The organism is Luteimonas sp. TWI596 (genome assembly GCF_039674105.1).
Taxonomy (GTDB): domain Bacteria; phylum Pseudomonadota; class Gammaproteobacteria; order Xanthomonadales; family Xanthomonadaceae; genus Luteimonas.
This window is the reverse complement of record NZ_JBDJMU010000025.1, coordinates 26880-43049: the sequence shown is the minus strand read 5'-3', so window position 1 is coordinate 43049 and position 16170 is coordinate 26880. Positions and strand designations below refer to the sequence as shown.

Sequence of the window (16170 nt, the reverse complement as noted above, 5' to 3'; positions counted from 1 at the left end):
ATGAACGGGCGACCGCGCAAGACGCTCGGCTGGGCAACACCAGCCCAGGTGATGGAGAGGGAAATCATCGACTTCAAATCACGTGTTGCACTTGATTCTTGAGACCGCCCTGTGGTGATCGACTGCTACACCCGGCAACTGCTCGGCTGGCAGCTCTCACGCAGCGGCAAGGCCAGTACCGCAGCCGCCGCGCTGGAGCAGGCACTGATCACCCGCTTCGGGACCTTGGGACGGGTGCAAAGCCCCTTCCTGCTGCGCTCGGACAACGGCTTGGTCTTCACCAGTCGCGACTACACGCGGCTGGTCCGCAGCTATGGCCTGCGCCAGGAGTTCATCACCCCGCACTGCCCACAGCAGAACGGAATGGTGGAGCGGGTCATCCGCACGCTCAAAGAGCAGTGCGCACATCGCCACCGTTTCGAAAGCCAGCAGCATGCCAGCCGTGTGCTCGGCGACTGGATCCAGTTCTACAACCACCGGCGTCCGCACCAGGCGCTGGGCATGAAGACACCCGCCGAGGCATACGCTTTAGCGGCCTGACCTGTGCAGGAACCGCTGGGTCATTACACCTACGCGAAAGCGCGGGAGGTCAATCCGGACGCCGGCAAGCCGTTGAGCGAGGAAGAGAAGAAGCAGCTGTTCGGGCAGGGCCGCCGCTGAGGCGACGCATCCGGGGTGCGCACGCCCGACACCCTGCGTAGGATCGAAACTCCACTCCGGCCCCAAGGACGCGCCCGATGCGAGCGATCCCTCTATGCGCCGCGGCCTGCCTGCTCGCCGCGTGCGCATCGACACCAACCGCGGCTCCCGTCTCCGCTCCCCTCGCCGATGCCGCCCGCTGCGACGCGCTCGCCGGCGACGGCTGGCGGCGAATCCCCGCGCCCAAGGTCGCCGCCGAATTGCTTGCGCTGGCCTACGTCGCCACGCCCCCGACGCAGGCGCGCTGGTACGTCGCCAACGACGGCCGGCATGCGGCCTGCCTGCCACCCGATGCCGGCACCTCCTGCGGCCATGTCCTGCACACCTTCCAGCCGCAGATCCATCGAATGTGGAGCTGGTCGGGCAGTGCCGCACGGAGCGAGGCCTGTCCAGGGGGCTGATGCCGCGCATAGCCCAGCGCTACGCCATCAAGCGATCATATCGGTCAGCGAGCGTGAGCCCGTTCAACCCGTTAGTCGTAGTTCTCTTTCATCAAATTCAGGGATGCCATCACACCAACCGACATCCCCACTCCTAAGAACAAGGGAAAACAACCGCTCCATTCGATCCCATCTTCTCGACCGAAAAAAGCAATGAGCAAGCCGACATAGATGAGGGCCAATCCCGTCATGAAAAGTCGCTGTTGATTCCCGCCAGACACAAAAACTGATTTGGCGAGGGATGGTTTCACCCAACGCACCCCAATGACGCAGTCGCGCCACGCCAATGCAAGAACTGATAAAACCCCAAATCCCATAATAGTCATCGCAAAAAGTAAGTCAGGCGAATGATCGGATGGACCAAGTCCGCGATAGGTTATCGGAGCCATAATCCCACCAATTATCGCAATTACCAATATATTTAATATCGTTAACTTCATGGGAAGTAATGAGTTAACTCAAGCCCAGCGCCCACCTGCGCACCAGAGCCAAACCGGGGCGTCACAATCGACGGGCCTGACGAAAATCCGCCGTACTCCTGCCAAAACACAGCGCGCCCACCAGACACCCCTTGGGTCCCACCGTAGTTTGCTCCAACACCAGCGCCCACGAAGCCAACACTAGCGGATGCATCTGCGTAAACGCCAACGCCATTCTTGCTTTCGCAGCCCTGGGCGTTGGAATGATTTGCATCAGGAGGGGTTCCAAATGGATTAACGCTCACACCCGCCCCCGCACCGGCGCCCAGCCGAAAACTTGCTGATTCAACCCTCATCCCCTGGCCAGCGATCATCACTCCCCCTCCAGGTCCAACAGGCCCTAGAACACCTGTGGGGAAGTACCCAGACAAAGTTACACTCCAGAGGCCGAGTGGATCGACCGCATTGACCGGATCACCTCCAACATAGGAATAGGTATTAAATCCGCCCAACAACCCAATGGGATCGCTTTGTGTATAGCGACCCATTCTTGCGTCATAGTAGCGATTGATGTTGTACCAGAGATTCGTCTCCCGATCGTAGTACTGGCCCGGGAGCCCGATGTTCAGCCCACCGATGCTGTCCTGGGTAACACGCCGATCGAAAGCAAAGTTCTCTGCGCGCCATACCACTGCCTTTGCTGAATTCGTGACCAACTCAGGTCGCCCGAGGTGATCGCCGTGAGCGTAATAGAGCTGCTTATTGCGAACGAATCCAACCAGCTCGCCGTTCAACCACAAGTAGTTGATCCAATGTCCATCGGAATGCCGATGCTCGGAGAGCAGCCGACTCCCAGGCCCATACCAATATCGATACCGGCCATGAGTGGAGTCTTTCCAGACACGTTCGTTGAACGCGTTGTAGGTGTAAGACTGTGCGCCAGCGGGTAGATCCACCGAGGTGTAGCTGGGAACGTCGACACGCTCCGCAGCTGGGCGCTCGACCTTGACTAATCTTCTGAACGCATCGTACTGATAGCTGAGACCTGTTTCCGCGACAGTGTCACCCACCGAGTCATAGTTGAAGTATCGATCAGTATCACCAGGCCTGGTAAGCCATCGCATACGGTTGCTATTGGACTCGAGCCCCAGATACGAGCGCCGTCCGTCCCAGTCATGATAGGTCCGGTTTCCGTTCGAGTCGTAGCCGAATGCCTGAGACCCCAAGCCAGTATCCATTTCTGTCAAACGGTCAAGCGCATCGTAGCTGTAGGACTGCGTCGCGCTTTGATTAACGTAGTTGGTGATATGTTGAATACGGTCATTCTGATCGTACTTATTGTGGAGGCTCTGGAGGGTGACACCTCCGTTCATCGTTGTAAGATTCGTAAGGCGCTGGTCACCAGGCTGATAGTTGACATCGTAGTAGAGGTTGCGCGTCAAACCGTTCCCGTACAACCAACCAGTCGGGGGCCCGAATGGACGGTAATTTATATTCGTTGCAACGTTACGAACTGTACCGTTGATGTTGACAGTCATTGCACGCAGTTGGCCGCGGCTGTAGCCGTAACCCACTGCCATACCATCCGGATACACAACAGCGTTCAAACGACCGATGCCATCATAGTTATAGTACGTCGTGTGATCTGTCTCCACGCCATTTCCTGTGATCCAGTCACGACGTCGTCGCAACTTTCCGTCATCTGTATAGGCAAGATGCGTCGTAGAACTCCCTGCGTCGGCGGTACTACACAGTCGGCTCTTGCCGTTTTCGCACCAGTCGTAACCATAGGCCAGGGACGCATTTCCACTGGATGCAATGGCCAGCCGATTCAGGGCGTCGTATGTGTAAGCCAGCCAGCTGCCATCGTGACGCGTCATGCGTGTACGCTGGCCAAGGGCGTTGTACGCGAATGTCGTCGTACCCGTATCCGGACTGACCTGACGCGTCAGATCACCGAACCCATTGTAGGTATACGTAGTCTCATTGCCTCTAGGATCCACGACGCGCGTGATTCGATTCATTCCGTCGTAGGTCGTCGTACTCACGCCGCCGAGTGGATCCTGCACACGAACCCTGCGGCCTGCCGAGTCGTAGGCCATTTTCGTCGCACGCCCCAATGAATCGAGCGACGACACCACATTGCCGTTGCCATCGTACGCATATCGGAAGTTCTGGCCGGAATTCCCCTTGATCGCCTGCAGGAATCCTTGGGTGTCGTACTGACGCTCACTCCTTTGAACGACCTGGCCTGTGACATCTTTCACCGTAGTGAAGGTCTGATTGCCTAGCAAATCGTACGTGTACGAGGTTGTCCCGAACACAGCACTGCCGTGGTGTTCCTGCAACTGCGTTAGATATCCCGCATCGTTATAGGTATAGGACCACGTGGCGCCTGAGCCATCATTGCTCGTCAGCACGTTACCCATCGCATCATACGTGAACGACTCGACCTGATTTCCGACGTCGCCTCGATAGGTGGTCCGGCGGGTCAGGCGCCCGCGCGCGTCGTAGGCGAAATCGACCGTCTGACCGTTTTCGCCGACGACACGTCCGGGTTGGCCGCGCCCGTTGTGCCCGGAGTACGTGACAGTGTGCCCCAGGCTATTGGACACGCGGATCAGGTCGCCCTCCGCGCTGTACTCCTCCGTCCTCGCCTGGCCCGTCACCGGCGGGGTCACCGTCACCGACTTCATGACTCGGTTGGAGTGGAAGGTGTAGTTAAAGGTCGTCTTGCGCGTTTGGCTTGTGGTACAGGCGCCACCACTGCAGCCGTCGAGGTAGATCGCCTGCGTCAAGCGGCCGCGCTTGGCACTGTCGTTATCTGCGTAGTAGGTATAGCGGGTGCGAGACAACGGCTGAGATACGCTTGCACCGTGATAGGTCACCTGCTGCAGGCGGTTGCGTGGTTCGTCCCAGACATAGGTGATGATGCGCTGGCTCGTTGTGCTGCCATCGGGAGCGATGCCGCTGGTCACTCTCAGCAGCTGGCCGCGATCATTGTATTGGTAGTTGGTCCGGTTGCCTTGCCAATCCAACCGATGCGTGACATAGCCTCGGCTGTCGTAACCCGTCGCAGCCGCGGCAGCAGGACAGGCCGCACTCGAACTGCGGCTGACGCCTGTGAGCTCACGTCGCCCGGCGACCCATGCATATTGATAGCGCACGGTATGACCAAGCGCATTGGTGACATCCGTATAGTCGGCGCCATACGCGAAGGTGCTCTTCTCCATACTGCCCGCTAGCCCCGATTCGCTGACGCGTCCGTCGGCGTAGTAGGCATACCAAGAGTAGCGTCGCCCGCCGACAGAGATGCCTGTCAAGGCCCGCGGATGGCGGGTATCCTCATAGTGATAGGTTCTTTCACCTATGCTATTTGGGTACACTACCTTGGACAGGTTCCCGTACACGCTGGGACCAGCGTACTGGTACGTGTACTTTTTCCCGTCCGGGTCTGTCACCGACGCGATGGCGCCAGATCCAGTCCATGTCACGGCGACCGAGCGACCGGAACTGTGCGTCACACGGCTGAAGTAGCTCGAAGCGCCAGGGTAAGTAAATGTCCACCTTATCCCGCGTAGATTGGTAACCGATAAAATTCGCCCCTCCTGTCCCGGGGTCGCATCATAGATTTCGGTACCGCCATCCTCGCGCGAAAGCTCATAGCGGTTGCCCGTCAGCGTGATCGAGGACACGCCTTGTGCTTTCTCGGGAACCCAAGTCGTAGTGCCTGGCGAGCGATGGTAGACAACGACTGAGCTATCAGGCCGCTCTGCGCGAATAGTGATCGGAATGCCATTGGCGGCAGAACAATCCGGCCCGCCCAGCTCGATCGGCACATTAGGGTCATAGCACTCTGGTGGAGAGGCTTCAAACTCCCTATAAAGCCGGTAGTGGAACGAGGATGTCCACTTTGCATTGAATTGCCCGTAATCTTGGCGGCTGTGCGAGTAATAGCGGGTCAGCGTCAGCGGCATCTCCCCAATGCCGGTAAAGTCCGTTTCTTCGAGGACCTTATTTCCCGAGATGATGACAACTGGATTATCGGTCGACTCATCGCAGTCGCTGGGCGTTTCGTTGGTCTCCTTTTTATCCGGGCTCATAATACTCCCGGGCACACCCCCGCCGATCGGGACTTCAAATCCGCCAGACAACCCATATCCGGAGCTATAGAGACTCAATCCGCCGCTCGGCGTGTAGATCCGATTCTCTCTGACGTATACCGTCTCCTCGTACTCTGACTCGTCTTTCGCTGAGGCGTCGAGCGCAACGCCGGCCGCGGTCAGACACAACGCAAGCATGACGGACGCCCGCAGCAGTCCTTGCGATCCCTCGGTACGTACCATTCCCTTTCCCCTGGCTGCCAGCGCACATACGCGCTTGTGTCTAATCGGAGTCGCACTAAAGTGCGATCCAATGAGCATGTGAAGATATCACTTCACATCGGTGAATGGGAAATGAAAAGTCCACGTGTGACGCGCCACCTGTCTGCGCAGCACCGCTCGTTACACTCCCCTCCCCGCTTCACTGGATTCGCCATGCGCTCCGTCCTTGCCGCTGCCGCTCTGATGCTCGCCACGACCGCCACCGACACGCTCGCCACGACACCGCCTGCGGACGGTCGTCTCACGCTCGAGGCGATCACCGGCGATGCGCCGTTGTCAGGGCCAACGTTGCTCAAGCCGCAGGTCGCGCCGGATGGGTCGCGGGTGACGTTCCTGCGCGGCAAGGATGAGAACCGCAACCAGCTCGACCTGTGGGAGTACGACATCGCCAGCGGGCAGACCCGCATGCTGGTCGATTCGAAGGTCGTGCTGCCGGGCGAGGAGACGCTCAGCGACGAGGAGAAGGCCCGACGCGAGCGTCAGCGCATCGCCGGACAATCAGGCATCGTCGATTATCAGTGGGCGCCCGATGCGCGCACACTGCTGTTTCCGCTCGGCGGCGAGCTGTATCTCTACGATCTGGCGAAGACCGGGCGCGATGCGGTCCGCAAGCTCACGAATGGCGGCGGGTTCGCGACCGACCCGAAGGTCTCGCCGCGCGGCGGCTTCGTGAGTTTCGTCCGGTCGCGCGATCTGTGGGTCGTGGATCTGGCCAGCGGCGCCGAGCGCCGGCTCACGACCGACGGCAGCGCGACGATCGGTAATGGTGTGGCCGAATTTGTGGCCGATGAGGAAATGGACCGGCACACGGGCTACTGGTGGGCGCCCGACGACAGCGCGATCGCGTATGCGCGCATCGACGAGTCGCCGGTGCCGGTGCAGAAGCGCTACGAGGTCTATCCCGATCGCACCGATGTCGTCGAGCAGCGCTATCCGGCGGCCGGCGACGACAATGTGCGCGTCTCGCTGCACGTGGTCGCGCCGCAGGGCGGAACCGCGACCGCCATCGACCTCGGCTCCGATCCGGACATCTATCTCGCTCGTGTGCAGTGGCGCGATGCGCAGCGACTGACGTTCCAGCGTCAGTCGCGCGACCAGCAGACGCTGGAACTGATCGAGGCCACGCTCGCCACCGGCCGCCAGCGCACACTGCTCGTCGAGCGCAGCCGCACCTGGGTTCCGCTGCACGACGACCTGCGGTTCCTCACCGACGGTCGCTTCGTGTGGTCGTCGGAGCGCGACGGCTTCCAGCATCTGTACGTGATGAGCGAGGACGGCCGCCGGGCGACGCAGCTCACGCGCGGCGACTGGCCGGTCGATGCGCTGCTGGCCGTCGACGAGGCCGCTGGCCTGGTGTACTTCCGCGCGGGCATGGCACTGGAGGACGGCAAGGCCGTCGCCCAGCCGATCGAGTCGCGGCTCTACAGCGTCGGGCTCGACGGCCGGCAGGCCTATACCGCGCTGTCGACGGCGCCTGGCATGCACACCGCCAGCTTCGCGCGCAACGCGTCGGTCTACGTCGACAGCTGGTCGAACACCACGACCCCGCCGCAGATCGCGCTGCACCGGGCCGACGGCACGCAGGTCGCCACGCTGGTCGACAACGACCTCGCCGCGGCCGACCACCCCTATGCGCCCTATCGGGCCGCGCACCTGCCTACCGAGTTCGGCACGCTGACCGCCGCCGACGGGCGCACACCGTTGCATTACTCGCTGATCCGGCCCGCCGACTTCGATGCGTCCAAGCGTTATCCGGTCGTGGTGTACGTCTATGGCGGGCCGGCGTCGCAGACCGTGCTCGACACCTGGCCCGGGCGCGCCGACGCGAGCTTCCACCAGTACCTGGCGCAGCGTGGCTACGTGGTGTTCTCGCTCGACAATCGCGGCACACCGCGGCGCGGCCGCGAGTTCGGCGGTGCACTGTATCGGCGCCAGGGCACGGTCGAGGTCGAGGACCAGGTCCGCGGCGTGGACTGGTTGAAGGCGCAGCCGTGGGTCGACGGCGACCGCATCGCGGTCAACGGCTGGTCGAACGGCGGTTACATGACGCTGATGCTGCTGGGCAAGGCGCCGGAGGCGTATGCCTGCGGCGTCGCCGGCGCACCGGTCGCCGACTGGGCGCTCTACGACACGCACTACACCGAGCGTTACATGGGGCTGCCCAAGGCCAACGTGGACGGGTATCGCGAGGCCAGCGTGTTCACCCACGCAGGCAACATCCGGCCCAACGCCTTGCTGCTGATCCACGGCATGGCCGACGACAACGTGCTGTTCACCAACGCCACGCAGCTGATGAGCCAGCTGCAATCGGCCGGCACCCCGTTCGAGCTGATGACCTACCCCGGCGCCAAGCACGGCCTGCGCGGTCGCGACGCATTGCATCGCTATCGCACCACCGAGGCCTTCCTGCAACGCTGCCTCGCACGCTGACCTTAGCCGGAGTCTCGCGAATGGTCGCCGTCCCGCCGCCTTTGCCCACCGGTCCTGCTGCCAGCCCGCCCTCAGCCGGCTGGTGGCGACGGCACTGGAAGTGGGCGTTGCCCGTGGCCATCGTCACCGCGATCGCGCTGGCCGCCCTCGCAATCACGGCGCTGCTGTTCGGGGTGCGCAGCGCCCTGGTCGACTCGGACGTCTACCAGGATGCGCTGGCGCGGGCGCGTGCGGACCGGGAGATCATCGCGCTGATCGGCGAACCGATGACCGAGAGCTTCATGCCGGCAGGCAATATCAACACCTCGACCCTCGGCGGCGGTAGCGGCGAGGCCAGCCTCATGGTGACGCTGACCGGGCCCAAGGGTGAGGGCACGCTGTATGTCGAGGCCAAGCGCAAACGCGGCCAATGGCGCTACGGCTCGCTGTTCTTCATCAAGGCGACGGACGATGGCCGGGTGACCCTGGTCGACCCGGCAACCGGCTTGGGCGAGCCCGCGATCGCGCCCTGACTTCCGGGCATTGCCCTGGTGGGGCACGGGGTCTACGGTGGCCCGATCGCCGCCGCCGGATTTGTCCATGAAGCCGCTCGTCCTCGCCATCGCCCTGACCCTCGCCACGCCGTTCGCGGCCGGCGCCCACGCCGACCCTGCCGCCGCGACGGCATCCGCGGCGCAGCCGTCCGGGCCTGCCTGGGTCGCGCGCAGCAACGCGCTTGCACAGATCCTGATCGACGCCCAGGCACCGTTCCAGCCCGAGTCGGTCGGTTTCTTTGGCGTGCCCGGCTACGACGACCAAGTCGCCGATCTCGGGCCCGACCACGCCCGCCGTTACCGCGAGGCGATCGCCGGGGCGCGGGCGAAGCTGCAGACCCAGCTCGAGCTCGAGCGCGACCCGGATGTGCGCCAGGACCTGCAGATCCTGCTGACCAGCATCGACGACAGCATCGAGGGCAGCCTGCTCGAGGAGCGGTTCCTGCTGCCGTGGACCGATGCGCCGCAGCTGGTGTTCAACGGCATCAACGCCTTGCTCTCGACGCAGACGCCGCCCGAACGGCGCGGCCACGCGCTCGCACGCCTGCAGCGCTATGCAGGCCTTGTGCCCGGCAGCGTGCCGATCACGCAGCTGGCACGCGCGCGCTACGAAGAACGCCTGTCGGACACGACGCGGCTGCAGCCCACGCGCCGCGAAGTCGAACGCGCGCTCGAAAGCGCCGACACCTATGCCGCTGGCATCCGTGAGCTGTTCGCCGAGTACAAGATCGAGGGCGCCGATGCTGCGCTGGACGCGATCGCCAAGGAGATCGCCGACTACGCGCAGTGGACGCGCACCGTCGTGCTGCCCAAGGCACGCGAGGACACGCGGCTGCCACCCGAGCTCTACGCCTTCGGACTCAAACAGTACGGCACCGACATCGACCCGCAGCTGCTGATGCAGCGCGCGCAACTGGCCTTCATGGAGATCCGGGCGCAGATGCAGCAGCTCGCGCCGCTGGTCGCCAAGGACAAGGACATCGCCGCCACCGACTACCGCGAGGTGATCGCCGCGCTCAAGCGCGATGCGATTGCCGACGACCGGCTCCAAGCCAGCTACCGCGAGGTGATCGACGCGATCGATCCGATCATCGCGCGCGAGCGCATCGTCGACGTGCCACAGCGCGCGATGCAGATGCGGCTGGGGTCGGCCGCGGAATCGGCGGCCCAGCCCGCCCCGCATTTCCGCCCGGCGCCGCTGGTCGGCAACACCGGTCAGCAGGGCACGTTCGTGCTGCCGCTGGGCAACCCCGGCGGCGACGGCGAAGACGCAGCCTACGACGACTTCAATTTCGATGCGGTGCGCTGGACGCTCTCCGCGCACGAGGGCCGGCCGGGCCACGAGCTGCAGTTCACCGCGATGGTCGAGCGCGGGGTGTCGCTCGCGCGCTCGATGTTCGCGTTCAACTCGGTCAACGTCGAAGGCTGGGCGCTGTACGCCGAGGCCGAACTGGTGCCTTACGAGCCGCTCGACGGCCAGTTGATCGCGCTGCAGTTCCGGCTGTTGCGCGCTGCCCGCGCGATGCTCGATCCGATGCTCAACCTGGGCCTGATCGACCGCGAGCGCGCCGGCCGCGTGCTCACCGACGAGGTGATGCTGTCGCCGGCGATGGCGCGCCAGGAGCTCGACCGCTACACCGTCAATGCGCCCGGCCAGGCAACCAGTTACTTCTACGGTTACACCCGCATCCTCGAACTGCGCATGCGCACCGAGTTGGCGCTGGGCGACCGCTTCGACCGCCTGGCCTTCAACAACTTCCTGCTCGACCAGGGCCTGCTGCCGCCCGACCAGTTGGCCGAGGCGGTGGAGACCCGGTTCGTACCCGCGCAGCGCGCGCAGGCGACACGCTAGCGTCGACCGCTCGCAGGAGCGCCCTGGGCACCTGCGAGCGCGGCTTGGCGCGGTCTGCGCCTACCCCAGCCGCGCGAGCATCCGGCGATGGCCGATCAGCCGGGCCCAGCGCATCCCGACGTCCGTCCAACACAGGTAGGCGGCCTCGCCCGCGATCCGCCACCAGGTCGTCGGGCGCCAGGACAGCGTGGGTTCGGCGGCGCACAGCTCCCAGTCCAGGCCCAGGTGGCCGGCGAGCAGCGCGCAGCGTGCAAGGTGGTAGCGGCTGCTGAGCAGGGTGACCTGGCCCACGGGCGTCCCGGCCGATTGCGCCAGCAGCGCACGCGCATTGCGCAGGTTCTGCAGGGTGTCGCGCGAGCGGTCCTCCAGCAGCAGCGGCGCATCGGCAGCGATCCCGCGGGCCAGCAGCGCCTCGCGTGCGAGCGCCGCCTCGGTCGGGGCGCCCTGAGGCCCGCCGCCAAGCAACAGCAGGCTGCGCGGCGCACGCGCATCCCACAACGTCGCGGCCCGGGCCAGCCGGGCCTGGAAATCCGCATCGAGCCGGCCTCCGGGCGCATGCTTGCCGAACAGCAGCACGCACTCCCCGCGCACCGGCGCGCAGGGCGCATTGCGCGCAACCCGACACACGTGCACGACGTAGCCCACGTAGACCAGGCCCAGACTCAGCACGCAGGCGCTGACCGCCACCACGAGCGCATGCAGCGCGTCGCGGTCGACGAGCAGGCGCAGCTGGTGCAGCAGGCGGGGACGGGACATGGCGCGGGTTTGCGCGACGGCGGTACTGGGGTGCGCCCTGAATTCTAGCCTCACGCCCGGTGGCTATACTCGGCCGTTTCCCAAGACGCCCCCCACGTGCCCCCATCGCAATCGTTGCCGCCGATGCCCCCGGTCGCCATCCGCGCCTACACCGCCACGACCGCACTGGGCCGCGGCGCGACGGCGCAGCGCGAGGCCCTGCGCGATCGCAGGGGGGGGCTGCGCCGCAATGATTTCGGTGCGACTCCGCTGCCGACCTGGATCGGTCGCGTCGACGGGCTGGAGGACGCCCCGCTGCCGACGGCGCTGGCGCGCTGGGAGTGCCGCAACAACCGGCTGGCCTGGCTGGCGCTGCAGCAGGATGGCCTGCCCGACGCGCTGGAGGCCCTGGTGGCGCGCCATGGCGCCGACCGGGTTGCGCTGGTGGTGGGCACCTCGACCGCCAGCATCGGCGCCAGCGAGGAGGCCTACGCACGCGCGGTGACCGGCGACGACGGCACGCGCCGGTTTCCGGACGATCTGGCCCGGCCGATCGTGCATACCCCGCATTCGCTGGGCGATTTTCTGCAGCACGCCACCGGACTGCGCGGCCCCTGCATCACGGTGGCGACCGCATGCTCGTCGAGCGCGAAGGTCTTCGCGCAGGCGGCTCGGATGATCGAGGCGGGTGTTGTCGACGCGGCGCTGGTGGGCGGCGTGGATACGCTGTGCGGCAGCGTGCTGTTCGGCTTCAATGCGCTTGGGCTGGTGTCGCGCGAACGCTGCCGGCCCTTCGACATCGCGCGCGATGGCTTGTCGATCGGCGAGGCCGGTGGTTTCGCGTTGCTCGAGCGCCCGGCGCGCGGCGACGATGGCCTGCAGCTGCGCGGCTACGGTGAATCGAGCGATGCGCACCATATGTCCACACCCCATCCCGAAGGCCTGGGCGCGCTCCTGGCGATGCGCGGCGCACTGGCCCGTGGCGGCATCGACGCCGCCCAGGTCGGCTATCTCAACCTGCACGGCACCTCGACCCCGGCCAACGACGCGGTCGAGGCGCATGCGGTCGACGCGCTGTTTCCCGCCACGCTGCACGCCAGCTCCACCAAGGGCTGGACCGGCCACACCCTCGGCGCGGCCGGCATCGTCGAGTCGGTGTTCGCACTGACCGCGCTCGAGCACGGCCTGCTGCCGGGCATCCTCGAATCGCAGGTGCGCGACCCGGCCTGCGGGCCGCAGATCCGGTTCGACAACGCCCAGCGTACGATCGACTACGCCATGAACAACTCGTTCGGCTTCGGCGGCAACAACTGCGCGCTGCTGTTCGGCAAGGCGGCCGCATGAGCGCGCTGACCGCCACGATCGCCGGGATCGGCTTCTGGAGCGATGGCCTGCCCGCCTGGTCGGCCGCGCAGGCCTTCGCTGCCACCGGCGCGCTGCCCGACGCCGCGCCCGCGCGTCCGTCGCCGCAATTGCTCGCGCCCAACGAACGCCGACGCGCGCCCGGTTCGGTCGCCGTCGCTCTGGAGGTGGCGCTCGCGGCCTGCCAGGCCGCCGGCCGCGAGCCGGCGACACTGCCATCGGTGTTCGCCTCCACCCACGGCGAATTGGCGATCACCGACTACATGTGCGAGACCCTCGCACAGGACCCGTCCGCGATCTCGCCGACCAAGTTCCACAATTCGGTGCACAACGCGGCGGCCGGCTACTGGACGATCGGCGCGGGGTGCACCGAGGCCGCGACGGCGATCAGCGCCTACGACGCCACGTTCGCCCAGGGGCTGGTGGAAGCCATGCTGCAGCTCGCGGCCGGCAGCGAGGCGGTGCTGCTGGTGGCCTACGACGGTACGGCCACCGGCCTGCTGTCGACGATGTCGCCCAGCGAAGGCCTGCTCGGCGGCGCGCTGGTGCTCACGCGCGCCGGCGATGGCCCGCGACTGTCGGCGACGCTGCGCGACGGCGATGCCAGTGCCGCGCCCGGCCCGCTGTCGGCGCGTGCGCCGCACAATGCGATGGCGCAGATGCTGCCCCTGTTCGATGCACTGGCCGCCGGAAGCGACCGCGCGGTCCTGCGCGCCGGTCCGCACCGCGAGCTGGCGCTGGAGATCCTGCAATGACTGCGCCCTCCCTGCACCGCGGCAATGTCGCGGTGGTCGTGCCCGCACTCAACGAAGCGCTGCGGATCGCCGAGGTCGTCAGCGGCGCGCTGGCGCATTGCGACCACGTGATCGTGGTCGACGACGGCTCCGACGACGCCACGCCCGACATCGTCGCCGCACTGCCGGTCACGCTGCTGCGCCACGCCTCCCGGATGGGCAAGGGCGCGGCCTTGCGCGCGGGCTTTGCCGAAGCCCGGCGCCGCGGGCTCGCGGCAGTGGTGACGATGGACGGCGACGGCCAGCATCGTGCCAGCGACATCCCGCGTCTGATCGAGGCCGCCAAACGCCATCCCAATTGCATCGTCAACGGCGCGCGGCTGCGCAAGCGCGACACCCAGCCCTGGTACCGGCGGCTGGGCAACGATTTCGGCGATTGGGGCATCGCCTGGGGCTGCGGCTATCGCCTGGTCGACAGCCAGAGCGGCCAGCGGCTGTATCCGGCCAATGTGCTGGCCTTGCAGGACGTGCCGGGCGAAGGCTTCGTGTTCGAGGCGCAGATCCTGATCTCGGCCGCCCGCGAGCTGGGCTGCGGTGTGGTGTCGGTGCCGGTCGAGACCCGCTACCACAGCGTCGATTCCGACGAGCAGTTCCGCAAGAGCCATTTCCGGCTGTTCCACGACCTCTACCAGATCACCTCGCACGTCGTCGGCCAGGTGCTGGCGCATGGCGACTTCGTCGGCGTCTACCGGCGCAAGCGTCGTCGTCCGCCGGTGATCTTCGATCCCGGCGCGCCTTCGCCTGAACCCGATCACGCGCCCGCTCCCGACTCCCCCCTGGCCGGCTGAGCCGCCACGCGGCCTGCGGTAGGCTGGCGCCAGGCCGGCGCCGACGGCTCCCCCGACGCACACAGGATGTCCGCACCATGGCCACGCCCCCGAAGTCCGATACCGCGACCGTCACCACCGACGTGCTCATCCTCGGCGGCGGGCTCGCCGGTCTGACTCTGGCGTTGCAACTGCGCGATCGCACACCGACGCTGTCGGTGGCGGTGGTCGAGCGCCGTGCGCATCCAGTGCGCGAGGCCGCGCACAAGGTCGGCGAGTCGACCGTCGAGATCGGTGCGCACTACTTCGCCGACGTGCTCGGACTGCGCGAGCACCTGGACACCGAGCAGATCCGCAAGTTCGGTTTCCGCTTCTTCTTCTCCGAGGGCGCCGACCAGGTCGACCGCTGCACCGAGATGGGCGTGAGCCAGTTGATGCCCACCCCATCGTGGCAGATCGACCGCGGCCGTTTCGAGAACCACTTGGGCGAGCGCGCACGCGCACGCGGTGTGCGCTTCGACGACGGCGCGGTGGTGCGCGGCATCGACCTGGCCGACGACGACGGCGACCACGTCGTCCGCGTCGAGCGCGATGGCGACATCCGCGAACTGCGCTGCCGCTGGCTCGTCGACGCCAGCGGACGTGCTGGCCTGCTCAAACGCAAGCTCGACCTCGCGCAGCCCAACGACCACGATGCCAATGCGGTGTGGTGGCGGGTGGACGGCATCGTCGATCCCAACACCTGGTCGCAGGACGCGCACTGGCTGCAGCGCTGCGATCCGCCGGACCGCTGGCGTTCGACCAACCACATGTGCGGGCCGGGCTACTGGTTCTGGCTGATCCCACTGTCGTCGGGGGCGCATTCGCTGGGCATCGTCTGCGACGCGAAGATGCATCCGCTCGAGACGATGAACACCCACGCCAAGGCGATGGACTGGCTGCGGGTCCACCAGCCGCAGGTCGCGGCCAGCCTGGATCGCGCCGAGCACACGCTGCAGGATTTCCTGTTCCTGCGCCACTTCTCGCACAGCGTCAAACAGGTGTTTTCGGGGCGACGCTGGGCGTTGACCGGAGAGGCCGGCCTGTTCCTCGATCCGTTCTATTCGCCCGGCAGCGACTTCATCGCGATCAGCAATACCTACATCTGCGATCTGATCGGCAAGTCGCACGCCGGCATCGATGTCAGTCGGCATGCCGAGCTGTACCAGCAGCTGTACTTCTCGTTCTACGAGAACACCATGACCCTCTACCAGGACCAGTACCCGCTGTTCGGCGATGCGCAGGTCATGCCGCTGAAGGTCATCTGGGACTACACCTACTACTGGGCGGTCCTGGCACCGCTGTTCTTCGCCGACCGGCTGACCGATCTGGCGACCTTGGGCCGGTTGCGGCCGGCGTTCGCCGATGCGGGCGCGCTCAATCTGGCGCTGCAACCGCTGCTGCGCGAATGGGGCGCACGCAATGCCGGCGGCGCCGCGCCGCAGGTCCGCTCGCTCGACCAATTCGACATCGCCTGGTTCCGCGACATGAACCGCGCGCTGGCAGACCCGCTCGACACCGACGCATTCGTCGCGCGCATCGGCGACAACGTCGCGCGCATGCGTGCGTTGGCCGGCGAGATCCTCGCCCACGCGCGCGCCGTACATCCGCAGATCGCCGACCACGGGCTGGCGGCGCTGCTGGCCGGCCCGGCGGTGCCTGAGACGTCGCTGGCGCCCCACTGGTACGCCGACGCGGCCTGAGGCTGGGGGGCG

At 65.8% G+C, this 16170-nt stretch carries 12 protein-coding genes; 9 read left to right on the top strand and 3 right to left on the bottom strand.

Features of this window, described 5'->3' with window-relative positions:
- Positions 1–114: 114 nt before the first annotated feature.
- Together ABE487_RS15485 and ABE487_RS15480 are read left to right on the top strand one after the other, a co-directional pair.
- Positions 115–540 carry an integrase core domain-containing protein gene (locus tag ABE487_RS15485; protein WP_346451348.1) on the top strand — a complete coding sequence of 142 codons (426 nt, stop codon included), beginning with the start codon at positions 115–117 and terminating at the stop codon, positions 538–540.
- 197 nt (positions 541–737) lie between these two features.
- Positions 738–1100: a hypothetical protein gene (locus ABE487_RS15480; protein WP_346451346.1), complete on the top strand. Its 363-nt coding sequence runs from the start codon at positions 738–740 to the stop codon at positions 1098–1100.
- 71 nt (positions 1101–1171) lie between these two features.
- Here ABE487_RS15480 and ABE487_RS15475 read toward each other — a convergent pair whose 3' ends face one another.
- Complete coding sequence (locus ABE487_RS15475; RefSeq protein ID WP_346451345.1) at positions 1172–1579, bottom strand: hypothetical protein; 408 nt, start codon at positions 1577–1579, stop codon at positions 1172–1174.
- On the bottom strand, positions 1576–5904 hold the full coding sequence (locus ABE487_RS15470; protein ID WP_346451344.1) for an RHS repeat-associated core domain-containing protein: 4329 nt from the start codon (positions 5902–5904) through the stop codon (positions 1576–1578). Before ABE487_RS15470 ends, ABE487_RS15475 begins: the two co-directional genes overlap by 4 nt.
- A gap of 192 nt (positions 5905–6096) precedes the next feature.
- Between ABE487_RS15470 and ABE487_RS15465 the strand changes: the two genes are divergently transcribed.
- The 3 genes from ABE487_RS15465 to ABE487_RS15455 all read left to right on the top strand — a co-directional run bounded on the left by ABE487_RS15465 (position 6097) and on the right by ABE487_RS15455 (position 10758).
- Positions 6097–8373, top strand: coding sequence for a S9 family peptidase (locus ABE487_RS15465; RefSeq protein ID WP_346451343.1), 2277 nt, complete (start codon positions 6097–6099; stop codon positions 8371–8373).
- Between the two features lie 113 nt (positions 8374–8486).
- Positions 8487–8885 (top strand): cytochrome c oxidase assembly factor Coa1 family protein, encoded by a 399-nt coding sequence (locus tag ABE487_RS15460; RefSeq protein WP_346444219.1) that lies wholly within the window; start codon positions 8487–8489, stop codon positions 8883–8885.
- Positions 8886–8952: 67 nt separating this feature from the next.
- The gene (locus ABE487_RS15455; RefSeq protein WP_346451342.1) at positions 8953–10758 is read left to right on the top strand and encodes a DUF885 domain-containing protein; all 1806 of its coding nucleotides are present in this window, start codon (positions 8953–8955) and stop codon (positions 10756–10758) included.
- Positions 10759–10818: 60 nt separating this feature from the next.
- Here the strand turns inward: ABE487_RS15455 and ABE487_RS15450 are convergent, their stop codons facing one another.
- A complete protein-coding gene (locus tag ABE487_RS15450; protein ID WP_346444217.1) occupies positions 10819–11514 on the bottom strand; it encodes a YdcF family protein in 696 nt (231 codons plus the stop codon).
- Between the two features lie 123 nt (positions 11515–11637).
- Here ABE487_RS15450 and ABE487_RS15445 point away from each other — a divergent pair, with 123 nt between their 5' ends.
- The 4 genes from ABE487_RS15445 (at position 11638) to ABE487_RS15430 (ending at position 16158) form a co-directional block, all read left to right on the top strand.
- The gene (locus ABE487_RS15445; RefSeq protein WP_346447191.1) at positions 11638–12837 is read left to right on the top strand and encodes a beta-ketoacyl-[acyl-carrier-protein] synthase family protein; all 1200 of its coding nucleotides are present in this window, start codon (positions 11638–11640) and stop codon (positions 12835–12837) included.
- A complete protein-coding gene (locus tag ABE487_RS15440; RefSeq protein WP_346451340.1) occupies positions 12834–13610 on the top strand; it encodes a beta-ketoacyl synthase chain length factor in 777 nt (258 codons plus the stop codon). The genes ABE487_RS15445 and ABE487_RS15440 overlap by 4 nt, the downstream gene beginning before the upstream one ends.
- Positions 13607–14437 (top strand): glycosyltransferase family 2 protein, encoded by an 831-nt coding sequence (locus ABE487_RS15435; protein ID WP_346444211.1) that lies wholly within the window; start codon positions 13607–13609, stop codon positions 14435–14437. Before ABE487_RS15440 ends, ABE487_RS15435 begins: the two co-directional genes overlap by 4 nt.
- A gap of 77 nt (positions 14438–14514) precedes the next feature.
- A complete protein-coding gene (locus ABE487_RS15430; RefSeq protein ID WP_346451339.1) occupies positions 14515–16158 on the top strand; it encodes a tryptophan 7-halogenase in 1644 nt (547 codons plus the stop codon).
- Positions 16159–16170: the final 12 nt, after the last annotated feature.

Bases quoted from the DNA above. Each gene is read 5' to 3' on its own strand.
- ABE487_RS15480 (WP_346451346.1), top strand. From the start codon at position 738: ATGCGAGCGATCCCTCTATGCGCCGCGGCCTGCCTGCTCGCCGCGTGC.
- ABE487_RS15475 (WP_346451345.1), bottom strand. From the start codon at position 1,579: ATGAAGTTAACGATATTAAATATATTGGTAATTGCGATAATTGGTGGG.
- ABE487_RS15470 (WP_346451344.1), bottom strand. From the start codon at position 5,904: ATGGTACGTACCGAGGGATCGCAAGGACTGCTGCGGGCGTCCGTCATG.
- ABE487_RS15465 (WP_346451343.1), top strand. From the start codon at position 6,097: ATGCGCTCCGTCCTTGCCGCTGCCGCTCTGATGCTCGCCACGACCGCC.
- ABE487_RS15455 (WP_346451342.1), top strand. From the start codon at position 8,953: ATGAAGCCGCTCGTCCTCGCCATCGCCCTGACCCTCGCCACGCCGTTC.
- ABE487_RS15450 (WP_346444217.1), bottom strand. From the start codon at position 11,514: ATGTCCCGTCCCCGCCTGCTGCACCAGCTGCGCCTGCTCGTCGACCGC.
- ABE487_RS15445 (WP_346447191.1), top strand. From the start codon at position 11,638: ATGCCCCCGGTCGCCATCCGCGCCTACACCGCCACGACCGCACTGGGC.
- ABE487_RS15440 (WP_346451340.1), top strand. From the start codon at position 12,834: ATGAGCGCGCTGACCGCCACGATCGCCGGGATCGGCTTCTGGAGCGAT.
- ABE487_RS15435 (WP_346444211.1), top strand. From the start codon at position 13,607: ATGACTGCGCCCTCCCTGCACCGCGGCAATGTCGCGGTGGTCGTGCCC.
- ABE487_RS15430 (WP_346451339.1), top strand. From the start codon at position 14,515: ATGGCCACGCCCCCGAAGTCCGATACCGCGACCGTCACCACCGACGTG.